At 43.0% G+C, this 13,116-nt stretch carries 11 protein-coding genes; 4 read left to right on the forward strand and 7 right to left on the reverse strand.

Annotated elements, in window-relative coordinates; genetic code table 11:
* Window positions 1-641: 641 nt before the first annotated feature.
* Entirely contained in the window at window positions 642-1,940 is a 1,299-nt protein-coding gene (locus HX743_RS08605; RefSeq protein ID WP_178319002.1) for a solute carrier family 23 protein, read from the forward strand.
* A 279-nt stretch (window positions 1,941-2,219) separates the two neighbouring features.
* On the opposite strand, the gene HX743_RS08610 is transcribed toward HX743_RS08605, so the two are convergent.
* The 5 genes from HX743_RS08610 to ilvD (HX743_RS08630) form a co-directional block, all read right to left on the reverse strand.
* Window positions 2,220-2,399 carry a hypothetical protein gene (locus HX743_RS08610; protein WP_004970356.1) on the reverse strand — a complete coding sequence of 60 codons (180 nt, stop codon included), beginning with the start codon at window positions 2,397-2,399 and terminating at the stop codon, window positions 2,220-2,222.
* Window positions 2,400-2,716: 317 nt separating this feature from the next.
* Window positions 2,717-3,004, reverse strand: a complete 288-nt coding sequence (locus HX743_RS08615) for a chorismate mutase (RefSeq protein WP_019837337.1) — start codon at window positions 3,002-3,004, stop codon at window positions 2,717-2,719.
* Window positions 2,994-4,307, reverse strand: a complete 1,314-nt coding sequence (locus tag HX743_RS08620; protein ID WP_178319003.1) for a hypothetical protein — start codon at window positions 4,305-4,307, stop codon at window positions 2,994-2,996. Before HX743_RS08620 ends, HX743_RS08615 begins: the two co-directional genes overlap by 11 nt.
* Window positions 4,308-4,425: 118 nt before the next feature.
* A complete protein-coding gene (gene ilvD / locus HX743_RS08625) occupies window positions 4,426-6,111 on the reverse strand; it encodes a dihydroxy-acid dehydratase (protein ID WP_178319004.1) in 1,686 nt (561 codons plus the stop codon).
* Window positions 6,112-6,329: 218 nt separating this feature from the next.
* Window positions 6,330-8,159, reverse strand: a complete 1,830-nt coding sequence (gene ilvD, locus HX743_RS08630) for a dihydroxy-acid dehydratase (RefSeq protein ID WP_178319005.1) — start codon at window positions 8,157-8,159, stop codon at window positions 6,330-6,332.
* Between the two features lie 370 nt (window positions 8,160-8,529).
* Here ilvD (HX743_RS08630) and fmt point away from each other — a divergent pair, with 370 nt between their 5' ends.
* Both fmt and rsmB read left to right on the forward strand, forming a co-directional pair.
* Window positions 8,530-9,492, forward strand: coding sequence for a methionyl-tRNA formyltransferase (gene fmt, locus HX743_RS08635; protein ID WP_178319006.1), 963 nt, complete (start codon window positions 8,530-8,532; stop codon window positions 9,490-9,492).
* Window positions 9,489-10,796 carry a 16S rRNA (cytosine(967)-C(5))-methyltransferase RsmB gene (gene rsmB, locus HX743_RS08640; protein ID WP_178319007.1) on the forward strand — a complete coding sequence of 436 codons (1,308 nt, stop codon included), beginning with the start codon at window positions 9,489-9,491 and terminating at the stop codon, window positions 10,794-10,796. The genes fmt and rsmB overlap by 4 nt, the downstream gene beginning before the upstream one ends.
* Before the next feature lie 129 nt (window positions 10,797-10,925).
* Here the strand turns inward: rsmB and HX743_RS08645 are convergent, their stop codons facing one another.
* Window positions 10,926-11,036: a methionine/alanine import family NSS transporter small subunit gene (locus tag HX743_RS08645; protein ID WP_004970370.1), complete on the reverse strand. Its 111-nt coding sequence runs from the start codon at window positions 11,034-11,036 to the stop codon at window positions 10,926-10,928.
* Between the two features lies 1 nt (window position 11,037).
* Complete coding sequence (locus HX743_RS08650; protein WP_178319008.1) at window positions 11,038-12,522, reverse strand: sodium-dependent transporter; 1,485 nt, start codon at window positions 12,520-12,522, stop codon at window positions 11,038-11,040.
* 486 nt (window positions 12,523-13,008) lie between these two features.
* Here HX743_RS08650 and HX743_RS08655 point away from each other — a divergent pair.
* A partial coding sequence (locus HX743_RS08655; RefSeq protein ID WP_178319009.1) for a helix-turn-helix domain-containing protein occupies window positions 13,009-13,116 on the forward strand: 108 nt, incomplete at its 3' end.

Raw genomic sequence — 13,116 nt, forward strand, 5'->3', positions numbered from 1 at the left:
TACGAATAGCACAACAAGCAGAGTCTTTACTCTGCTTGTGGCTCATTCACTTAGAAATGGCATGGGCAGATTGCTGTATAAAAGGGTCACTAAAAAAATCATATAAAACATGAAAACTGGCATTTTTTATGATTTCTGAGCTACCTTCTTTGAATTATGCTTATGATTAAATATCTGATAAAAAATATGAACATTGACTATTTTCTGGGTCAAATGACAGTACTCACAGATGTGTTTACCATTAGCTCTATGTTCTACAAGCTTACTGCTGTTTAAACGCATTATTATCTTTGAGGGCACCCTTGCCTGCTGAGTGGTCTTTTACGGTGGTTCTGTGCTGACCTTGCTCATTATCATCCCCTATACGCCCGTTTTTTAGCCCTATACGTTGCATGGCGAAAAACTAGCCTAAATTATGTGCAATTAAATTTATTCTTAGTCTGCTTTCATGCCACTAATGCCGCAATACATTCTTTAAATTTATAAATAAAATTACTTATTTATATTAAATGTAAATTTTAACAAATAGTAAAATTTAATTCTAAAAATAAGCAGCTGGTCAGTTTCCTCGCAAAATTTTTAAAAAATTTAGGCAATACAAGAGTATGATGTGCTCAATTTAGCTTTTGAGTGCTTACTTTATGTCCAGTTGGTTTCCCAAATGGCGCCCTTATGAAGGCAGCATTGATGCACGTCCTGTAGGTACCAATGAGTATCTACCGCCTGCACAAACCGTTGTATTGGGGATACAACACGCATTTGCCATGTTTGGTGCCACTGTACTTGCACCTTTTTTAATGGGCTTTGATCCGAACCTTGCCATTTTAATGTCAGGAATTTGTACCATCCTGTTCTTTTTCATGACAGGTGGGCGTGTTCCAAGTTATTTAGGCTCAAGCTTTGCCTTTATTGGGGTGGTGATTGCTGCCACAGGCTATGCAGGCGCAGCAGGCGGTTTAAATGCCAATATTGGGGTTGCGGCAGGCGGGATTATTGCCTGCGGTATTTTATATGCCCTGATTGGCTTTTTGGTGATGGCTACTGGCACCCGCTGGATTGAAAAATTAATGCCACCTGTGGTGACAGGTGCGGTGGTGATGATCATTGGTTTAAACCTTGCTCCTGTCACGGTCAAAGCGGTTGCAGGCAATCCATTTAATATGTGGATGGCCTTGGTGACTGTGCTATGTATGGGCATGATTGCCGTATTTACCAAAGGTTTACTGCAACGCCTCTTGCTCCTGATTGGCTTGCTCATATCGTATCTGATCTATTTTGTAGTCACCAATGTCATGGGTTGGGGGACGCCAATTAACTTCGCACCGATTCAGCAAGCCGCTTGGTTTGGCGTACCAGACTTTCATGCGCCTGTATTTGATGTGAATGCCATGCTGATTATTGCCCCAATTGCCTTCATTTTGGTGGCAGAGAACTTGGGACACATTAAAGCAGTAGGTGCCATGACTGGTGAAAACCTCGATCCACACATTGGTAAAGCCTTTGTAGCCGATGGTGTTGCCACAACCCTTGCAGGTGGTGTCGGTGCACCGGGTATGACTACCTATGGTGAAAACATTGGGGTGATGGCTGTTACCCGCGTGTATTCCACGATTATTTTTGTGGTGGCGGGGGTCTTTGCTATTTTCCTTGGCTTATCACCAAAATTTGGGGCAATCATCCATACCATTCCTACCGCCATTTTAACGGGCGCTTCGATTGTGGTATTTGGTTTGATTACCATTGCTGGCGCGAAAATCTGGATTGAAAACAAAGTCGATTTTTCTAAAAACAAAAATCTGATGGTGGCTGCCGTGACCATTATTTTAGGAACGGGTGACTTTGCGTTGCAATTGGGCAGCTTTAACTTGGGCGGGATTGGGACAGCAACTTTTGCAGCCTTGTTCCTGAACTGGTTCTTTAGTTTGCGTGATCCCTCTTAATCAGAACTTGCGGTCATTTGCTTGAACCTAAGCAAATGCCGAAACAATGCAAAAAGACCGAACAACAGTGATTGTTCGGTTTTTTTTTACCTCAAACGGTCTGTCTAGAATGAACCGTTTTTAAGAGATAATGCTTTTACTTGGCTTATTTCTGTTTTTTAAGCTCTTGCTTAAGTTGCTTCAATTTGCCTTTATGTTTTGAAATCTTTTTCAAACGTGCTTTGATTTGTTGCTTCAAAGATTTAACTTGCTTAGCCATGGTATTACTCCTTAGTAAGGCTATTCGTTGCCATTGTGTTGTTTCACAAAACTACGAATAAATTTTCTTAATTCACGAGCAGCACTAGTATCAAGTTCTTCACATAAACGAATAAATTCATCACGTTCAGTACTATTAATACGAATTAAAAGTTGTCCATCTTTCTTGCCTGTCTTTATTTTTTTGATTTGCTCGTTCATTGCTGATCTCTCCAAAATAAAGACTGCTTTGCAAAAGATGTATATACAATATATATACTTTTTAAAATAAATCAAACTTACAATGTTAAAAAAATGTAATAAAATCATATTCTTTTTTTTACCATGACTTTATAACAGCCGTCAAAGTCAAGACAGGCAAGGCTTTGCGCTTAAAGCTGCCAGCAGAAAAAATAAGCAAATTATTTTTAAAAATTATGCTTTGAACACCAAGATGGCATACAAATAGCGGTTTTACCGCGTAAATATAAAGTTTGGGCTGCGATTGAAGCATCACCCAAACTTATAGATAAGACCAGTTAAGGACGAAATTCTTTTAATTCACGCTGAATGAAATGCTGAATCATATCGTGATATAAACGCTCGACCATGTCTGGATCGACTGCATGCTGCACAGCCAAAGCACGGACTTTTTCAATCACTTCTTTCACGCGCTGTGGCGACTGTACATCATCCACAGTCTGTTTATGGCGCATCGCCTGATCGACATAAAACTGACGCGATGCAATCAGTTCAATTAAAGCCACATCAATTTGGTCTATTTTGTCACGTGCTTGTTGTAATGATTTTACTTTTTCATTGTTCATGGGCTTGGGCTACACTTTCAGTTTCGGTTTCACTCTTATACTTTTCTTCTAACACATTACTGAAAATACTTTCAATCATCCACACCCGATATAAGCTATTAAACACGTAGCTTTGCCCATCTATACGCAATTCCAACACAGGAAAATCGGGCTGAGATTTCATTTCACACAGCATATCATTTTCTTTGAGCAACTCAGTCACATCCGCTGTGATCAGTTGATCTAACTCGAGTTCACGCTGCATACGCTCAAAATGCGCTTTAAAGGATAAATCCTGCCCCCTTGTCCATACCGCCTGCAAAATGCGATATATGGCATCGACACGCTGTTCTTCAGGCACACTGTAATACAGTTGCGCCATTTGATAAGTCGCCTGCTCGGTCGGGCGGCAAAACGGCGTAAACGCAACATCAGTACGTTTAGATAAACGCGTCGCCAAACTCCAGTCAAAGCAGTCACGCCCATGATAGGACAAAGGATACACATTCAAATGAATATTGTAATAGGCAGCCAATTCTTCTTTGATATACGCCAATAACAACCAAGAAATTGGGTCTTCCAGCGCGATATATAAATCCAATTCAGGGTCGAGTGCCTGAATTTCATTGAGTTCTTCGGCATCACTAATTAAATGCTCACACCATTCAATATGATTGATCAAGAAAATAGGATTATCGGTGAGTAATTTTTGTTGTTTTAAACGGCGGGTTAGACGCAATAAATCATCTACGGCATGATATTTACGTCCACCAAATTCAAAATAACTGGCCAATACAGGTACATCATCAAAAACCCGTTCAGAAAAATCCTGAATTTGATGATGACGGCTGGCCATGGCATATAAGGTGCGTAATTTACCCGACTGCTTTTGCCACAGCATGTGGAACACATCTTCGAGTAAATACAAGAAATCCTGACCACGTAACGGCGTATGCCGCAAAATGGTTTCTGCCTGCATTAAGGCCTCTGCAGTCGGTGGCTCAGGGGTATCGTGAAAACTAAAACGATGCTGTTTGGCAAGAATTTGTGCATCTTGGATACAATAATTTTGCCATTCTACAGCCGACATTTGGTTCGGTGCATCGCCACTTTGCCGCGAAATCACCACGGTTAAAGGTTTTAATTCATCGGCCAGAATATCTTCTAATTGCGGCAATTGCTGTACCGCCAAATAGCTATATACATCATCTAGACGTAAATACACACTCAGTCCGTGTTCCGTGGACAACACCGCTTGCCGAGATGGTTTTTGATAAAACCATCTGGATCGGATCGGATCGAACCAACGGCGTAACAGTGACATGAGATCAGCCTCTAAAAAGAAAATCCTTGTGGTTTAGGGACAAGCCACATGCAAATCATGTGCGCTCGTCCTTCAATAGTACACAAGGATTTATATCAATTCATATAAAAATGAGCAATTAAACCTCTAAATTCAGATCAGTCACTGCACCTTTTTCTGCACCCGATGCCAATTTAGCAAATTTCGCCAATGCACCATGGGTATAGTTTGGCTTTGGTTTGACCCATGCCGCTTTACGCGCTGCCATTTCATCTTCCGACACATGCCAAGTCATTTCACGGGTTTCAGCATTAATCGAAATTTTATCGCCATTTTTCACCAAACCAATTGGCCCACCTTCATACGCTTCTGGGGTCACATGTCCAATCACAAAACCGTGACTGCCACCCGAAAAACGTCCATCGGTAATTAACGCGACTGAGTTACCTAAGCCTTTGCCAATAATTGCAGAAGTTGGTTTCAGCATTTCTGGCATACCCGGGCCACCTTTAGGGCCTTCACCGCGAATCACCACCACTTCACCTTCTTGCACTTCGCCATCTAAAATGCCGCGCATCGCGCCAATTTCACCTTCAAAAACGCGCGCAGGGCCTTCAAAATACAAGCCTTCTTTGCCTGTAATTTTTGCCACTGCGCCCGTAGGCGATAAGTTGCCTTTTAAAACCACCAAGTGCGAATCTTTTTTGATTGGCGCATCAAACGGTAAAATAATGTGCTGACCTTCAGGATAATCGGCAACATCGGCCAAGTTTTCTGCCAAAGTTTTACCTGTAACCGTTAAGCAAGAACCATCAAGCATGCCTGCATCTAGCATGCGTTTCATCAACGGTTGAATGCCGCCAATGGCAATCAGCTCCGACATTAAATACTTGCCCGATGGACGTACATCGGCCACCACTGGGGTTTCCTGACCAATACGCACGAAATCATCCAGTGTGAGTTCAACCCCTGCAGAATGTGCCATGGCAATCAAATGCAACACACCATTGGTCGATCCACCCAAAGCAATCAATACTTTAATGGCATTTTCAAAGGCAGATTTGGTCATAATGTCACGTGGTTTAATATCCAGACGTAACAGATTCATGACCGCTTCGCCTGCGCGTTGGCAGTCATCCATTTTATCTTGAGAAACAGCTTCTTGTGCTGAAGACCCCGGCAAACTCATGCCCAATGCTTCAATGGCCGATGCCATAGAGTTAGCGGTGTACATGCCACCACAAGAGCCTGCACCTGGCAAAGCAACTTCTTCAATCTGCTTGACCTGAATTTCGTTAATTTCCCCTTTGGCGTGCTGACCCACGGCTTCAAACACCGAAATAATATCGGTATGTCCTGCACCTGGTTTAATCGTGCCGCCATAAACAAACAAGCCCGGACGGTTTAAACGCGCCAATCCCATAATGCAGCCTGGCATGTTTTTATCACAGCCACCAATGGCAATCACACCATCATAGGCCTGACAGCCCACCACAGCTTCAATTGAGTCGGCAATGATTTCACGTGAAACCAATGAATATTTCATACCCTCAGTGCCGTTTGAAATCCCGTCTGAAATGGTGATGGTATTGAAAATAATGCCTTTACCACCTGCCTGATTCACGCCTGTTTCTGCTTCGCGCGCCAAACCATCAATATGCATATTACATGGTGTGACATTGGCCCAAGTCGATGCAATTCCAATAAATGGACGAGTAAAATCTTCATCCTTAAAACCCACCGCACGCATCATGGAACGTGCAGGTGCATTTTCAATGCCTTCATAGACTTCGGCTGAATGTTCGCGGATATTCTGTTTACTCATGGCTGATTCCTTAGCAAGATGGGTGAAATGACGTATTCATCATGACAATTTATTTTATTTTTCATTGTATCGAAAGCAGGCAGGATGTAAACGAAAATGCCTGTCTAATTTCATCGCTCAAATTTGCTGCGATACTGACATCGCTCATTGCAGACACATAAAAAAGCACCCCAATTTTGGAGTGCTTTTTTGTAGCAGCTTAAATTGCCAAGTACTGCTTAGATTTCACGTACCGCACCTTTTGCCGCACTGGTGGTATGCATGGCATAAGCTTTCAACGCTTTAGAAATTTTACGTGGACGTTCTTCTGCAGGATGCCAGCCTTTGGCTTCCTGTGCTTCACGACGTGCCGCCATGGTTGCATCATCGACTGCCAAGTGAATGCTGCGGTTTGGAATATCAATTTCGATACGGTCACCATCTTCAACTAGACCAATCGCACCACCTTCAGCCGCTTCTGGAGAAACGTGACCAATTGAAAGACCTGAAGAACCGCCCGAGAAACGACCATCAGTCAGTAAGGCACATTCTTTGCCTAAACCTTTCGATTTCAAATAGCTGGTTGGATAGAGCATTTCTTGCATACCCGGGCCGCCACGTGGGCCTTCGTAGCGAATCACCACCACATCACCTGCGGTGATTTTACCGCCCAAGATCGCATCCACTGCAGCATCCTGACTTTCAAAAACACGTGCCGTACCGTTGAATTTTAGAATGGAATCATCTACCCCTGCAGTTTTCACAATACAGCCATCTAAAGCGATGTTGCCGTAAAGTACCGCCAAACCACCATCTTTAGAGAACGCATTTTCTGCATTACGGATTACACCACTATCACGGTCACCATCTAAACGTGAATAGTAACGGTCTTGTGAGAATGCAGTTTGGGTGGGTACGCCGCCCGGTGCAGAACGGTAGAAGCTATACACTTCTTCATTTTCAGTACAGATAATGTCCCATTTGTCTAAAGCATCTTTTAATGTTGCTTCGTGGACTGTACCCACTGAAGTATCTAATAAGCCCGCACGGTCTAGCTCACCTAAAATAGACATAATACCGCCCGCACGGTGTACATCTTCCATGTGAACGTCTTGTTTGGCAGGTGCAACTTTACACAATACAGGCACTTTACGTGATAAACGGTCAATATCATCCATGGTGAAATCTACACCTGCTTCATTGGCAGCCGCCAACAAGTGCAGTACGGTGTTGGTTGAACCGCCCATGGCAATGTCCAACGTCATAGCATTTTCATAAGATGCTTTGGTTGCAATTGAACGTGGCAATACGCTGTAATCGTCTTGTTCATAATGGCGTTTGGCCAATTCCACAATCAACTGACCTGCTTTATCAAACAGTTTTTTACGGTTGGCGTGAGTTGCTACAATTGAACCGTTGCCCGGTAAAGATAAACCTAGAGCTTCTGTTAAGCAGTTCATTGAGTTTGCAGTGAACATCCCTGAGCATGAACCACACGTTGGACATGCAGAACGCTCATATTCAGCAACTTCTTCATCCGTATAGTTGTCATCTGCCGCCACAATCATCGCGTCAATCAAGTCAATCGCGTGTTCATTGCCACGAATTTTGACTTTACCTGCTTCCATTGGGCCGCCAGACACAAACACCACTGGAATGTTCAGACGCATAGCAGCCATCAGCATCCCTGGTGTGATTTTGTCACAGTTGGATATACACACCATTGCATCGGCGCAGTGTGCGCTGACCATGTATTCTACCGAGTCGGCAATCAAGTCACGCGATGGCAATGAATACAACATGCCGTCATGACCCATGGCAATCCCGTCATCTACAGCAATGGTGTTAAATTCTTTGGCAACACCACCTGCCGCCTGAATTTGCTCTGCCACCATTTGACCGAGGTCTTTTAAATGCACATGGCCAGGTACAAATTGGGTAAATGAGTTGACCACCGCAATAATCGGCTTACCGAAATCTTCGTCTTTCATACCCGTTGCACGCCATAAGCCGCGTGCACCCGCCATATTTCTTCCGTGTGTCGATGTTTTTGAACGATAGTCAGGCATTATAAAGTTCCAACTTGGTTGTGCTGAAATGAATCTGAAATTCATTCTGGCGAAATAATACTGTTTGCAAGATCTGTATCACTGCAAAATAGTTTAAGAGTCTTTCTATTTTACTACAGCTTGAGGTAGTAAGGCTGCTGCTTTACCAACTTTATGATGGATAAAAAGTGACGAGAACCCACAGCACCTTGTTGATCATACTGAATGCAATACAAAACTTTCATGAATAATTTTTAAATTTTGCATTACTAATTTTTATCATAATAATTTATAGCACAGCGACAAGGTGGATTTGTTACAACCCGTTCCGACCTTTGAGCCGCAATTTGTTATAATTGCCGCGTCATCTAAAACTATGGGTTGATTTCCATTGAAAATCGTTTTTGCAGGTACGCCTGAATTTGCTGCAAGCGCTTTGGCAGCACTCCTGAACACCGAACATGAGATTGTCGCGGTTTACACCCAGCCTGACCGTAAAGCAGGACGCGGACAAAAACTCACAGCATCTGCGGTGAAGCAATTGGCACTACAACACGATCTTCCTGTCTATCAACCTTTGCATTTTAAATCATCTACTGAAGAAGGTCTGGCGGCCCAACAAGAATTGGCTGCATTGAATGCCGATGTGATGGTGGTTGCGGCCTATGGTTTAATCTTGCCGCAAGTGGTTTTAGATACTCCTAAATATGGCTGCTTGAATATTCACGGTTCGTTATTGCCACGTTGGCGTGGTGCAGCGCCGATTCAGCGCGCGATTGCCACAGGTGATACCGAAACAGGCATCACCATTATGAAAATGGCTGCAGGCTTAGATACGGGCGATATGATGTATAAAACCCTATGCCCAATTACTGCCACAGACACCTCTGCCACTTTACATGACAAACTGGCGCAGCAAGGTGCCAAAGCAATTGTTGAAGTACTGGCTTCAGAACAAAAATTGCAAGACTATTTAGCCGCGCGTGAAGTGCAAGATGAAGCCTTGACGGTCTATGCACACAAATTGACCAAAGCCGAAGCACAAATTGACTGGTCACAAACTGCAGCCGAAATTGACCGTAATATCCGTGCCTTTAACCCGTGGCCGGTGGCGTTTATCCCTTTAGATGAAACACAAAACTTGCGCGTTTGGGGTTCAGCATTATCGGATGAATCTGCACAAGGCAAAGCTGCAGGCACAATTTTAAAACTGGACAAACAAGGCGTACACGTCGCTTGTGGCGATCAACAAGCGGTATGCTTAAGCTCGTTGCAATGGCCAGGCGCTAAACCGCTGAATCCTGTGCAAATCATTCAAACTCAAAAACTTCAAACAGGACAAGTTCTCGCATGAGCCATTCTGAATCAGGCAACTCACATTTGAACTTGCGTGCCCAAGTCATCCGTACGCTATTGGCTGTACAACAAGGGCAATCATTGGCGAGCGTTTTACCTGCACATTTAAGTAAAGTCGCAGAACGTGACCGCGCCTTGTTTCATGAACTGGTTTTGGGCACTTTGCGTCAATGGTATGCCCTAAAAAGCATTACTTTGCCGCTGTTGGTGAAACCACTCAACAATGAAACTGTTGAAACCTGTTTATATGTCGGCTTATATCAAGTGCTTTGTACTCGTGTAGCCAGTCATGCCGCAATTTCTGAAACCGTAACTGCAGCCAAACAATTGGGTTATCAAGCACTCAGCGGTGTGGTGAATGCAATTCTGCGTCGTGTTTCACGTGAAACATCGGAATTTCAAAAGGCTTTGGCGCAGGCACATGGTTTGCCAAGTTGGTTGTATAAACGTCTGAAAAAAGATTGGCCTGAACAATTAGAACAACTGACGCAAACTTTAAAGCAAACCGCGCCTCTGACTTTAAGAGTCAATACACGCCAAATCAGCCGCGATGACTATTTAGAAATTTTGCAGGAACAAGAGATTGCTGCAGAAGCTTGCACCGTGTCTGAAGTCGGTATTGTGATGCTGCAAAATGTGCACATTCCAGACTTGCCTGGTTTTGATGAAGGCGTATTTTCCGTACAGGACGAACATGCCCAACTGTGTGCAACGCTCTTGCCAAATTTAGATGGCAAAGTGGTAGTCGATGCCTGCGCAGCACCCGGTGGTAAAACAGCGCATCTGCTTGAAAAATTTCAGCCTAAAAAATTGATTGCCATAGATCAGGATACCAAACGTCTGTTACGTGTCAGCGAAAATCTAGAACGTCTGCAACTGAATCAAGAAGCGCAAGTTGAAATTTTGGCTGCCGATGCAACCACATGGAATGCCAGTGAAGCAGTGGACTGTATTGTATTGGATGCACCGTGTTCTGCAATTGGAGTCTTGCGTCGCCATCCAGATATTCGTTTGCTGCGTCAATCTAGCGATATTCAGCAAACGGTGGCATTACAGCAACAGATTTTGCAGCAGATGTGGCAGCAACTCAAAGTTGGTGGCACCTTGCTTTACATTACCTGCTCGGTTTTAAAAGCCGAAAATGAACAGCAAATGCAGCAATTCTTTGCCGAACATCAAAATGCCAAAGAAGTCAAAATTGATGCAGATTGGGGCATTCCACAACTGTATGGACGCCAATTATTGCCGCAACAAGGACGCGGGGATGGTTTTTATTATTGTCGTATTGAAAAAACCGCCTAAGCTGTTTCTGTTTTAACGATTCTTCTCATTTAATAGCCTTTCCAAAAAAATAACCCTTGAATCAATCAAGGGTTATTTTAGTTAGCCAGTGCAATGCTTTACAGCATCGCACCCGTTTCAGCAAAATGCTTAGTCTTCGAGTTCATCTGGGTTTTTGATCAGGTGAATCATCGCCAAAACCAAACCACCCCAAAGTACCACTGTTGAAATAATCAACATCACCAATGCAGATGTATTCATCTTATTTCTCCGCTGCGTCGTGATCTTTTAAGCGGCTAAGCAATACCGCGCCAATAATAAAGAGCACCACGGTACCACCACCCACGGTGAGTAAAATGTGTAATGGATAACCACCATAGCCTTCTGCAAAAATAGATTTAAGGGTTAAACCTAAAGCCACGAGCAATGAAAGCGGCGTCACGATGGTTAACAGGAAATTCCAGCCCCAACCCAATTTAATGCTTGAGTATTGGTTAACGTGTTGCTGTAACTCTTTGAGCAATGGACGACGGAACCAAGTCACCAAAATGATCGACAATAAACCACCACCAACAATACCAATGTTGTTGGCAAAGTAGTCAATGATGTCGACAAAAGTAATTGCGCTGTGGGTAGAGAATAACAGAGTCGAAATAATCGCTGAACCACCTGCAATAATGGTCACTGCACGTTTACGAGACCAACCCAGTTTGTCTTGGAAAGCAGCAATAGGGACTTGTAGAATACTCACCATTGAGGTCACCCCTGCAACCGTCAATGAGGCGAAGAATAAGAAACCAAATAAATCACCACCTGCACCCAAGCTTGAAATGATTTTCGGGAATGCAATAAAAGCTAAACCAATACCGCCCGAAACCACTTCATCTACCGATGAACCTGCGCTGTACGCCATGAAACCAAGCGCAGCAAAAATACCAATACCCGCTAAAATTTCAAAAGATGAGTTTGCAAGTGCAACCACCAAGCCTGAACCAGTCAAGTTGGTTTTACGTTTTAGGTAAGATGAGTAGGTCAACATAATCCCGAAACCCACTGAAAGTGAGAAGAAGATATGACCAAAGGCAGCTAACCATACTTTATAGTTCGCCATCGCTTCCCAGTTAGGCGTAAAGAAAGCATTTAAGCCATCGACTGCACCCGGTAAACGTAAAGCTTGAACCACGAGAATAGAGAACAAAATCAGCAAAAGTGGTATAAAGATTTTATTTGACAGCTCAACCCCTTTTTTCACCCCACCATATAAAATGAACATCACCACCGTCCATACGATGACCAAGCCAATAAATAAAGTAGGTACAAAACCAAAGGCTAAGCCTTCACCATTTTGTAAGTAGCTTGTGAAAAAGAATTTTTCAGTGTCTGTTCCCCATTGCTGACCAATGGAATAGAACATATAACTGCCTGCCCAAGACAATACGCTGGCATAGTAAATACCAATCAGTAAAGTCACCATCACCTGCCACCAGCCCAATGCTTCACTGTTCATGAGCTTTTTATAAGCGGTTGGTGGTGCTTTACGGTATTTATGTCCGACTGCATAGTCCAAAAACAGCAATGGCAAACCTGCGGCAAAGATCGCAATTAAATAAGGGATTAAAAATGCGCCGCCGCCATTTTCATAGGCAACATAAGGGAAACGCCAAATATTGCCCAACCCGACCGCAGAACCAATGGCTGCGATAATAAAGCCTGATCGCGCGGACCAACTCTCACGAGAATCTGTCATAGAACACCTAAACTTCAGGCTATTTTTTGCTGCTTGTTTTTTAATTCTGACCTTTTATATAAATAACTTGCTTTTTCATTAGCTTAAATTTACTTTATATAACGGTACTTTAGCGCACGCAAAAAATATCCTGCAAAAAATGAAAATCTGGGTGTTTGCTTTAGAGTCACACCTTTTGAGCATCAAATTCTAAAGGTCAAACAGCGAAATATTCGGAAAATCTTGCTTAAAGTCTTTGCCCAATATTGCGCTTTTGTATGGCTTAACAATACTCATTTTTGAACAATTTTTCTGTAAATTCTGCTTAGAAAGATGCTTTTTGTATGCATTTTTTTAATCAAACGTTCAAATTCCACTCCATTTTGACTTGATTTTTTAGTTACGCAGATTCAAATCTCAAGTGCAACACATTTGTAGTTAGTTGAAAAAGTTAGGTGTATTCATAGAATCATTCGACTTTTTCAACCCGCAATTGGAAAGCACACAATGAAGAAATACACCCAACTTTCTCAAGATGAAAGATACGAAATTTATGCTACTTTGAAAAGTAAAAGTTCAATCGCTACCCTTGCTCGGGAGTTAGGACGTTCACGA

Source organism: Acinetobacter sp. Swhac1, from assembly GCF_013390985.1.
GTDB lineage: Bacteria > Pseudomonadota > Gammaproteobacteria > Pseudomonadales > Moraxellaceae > Acinetobacter > Acinetobacter towneri.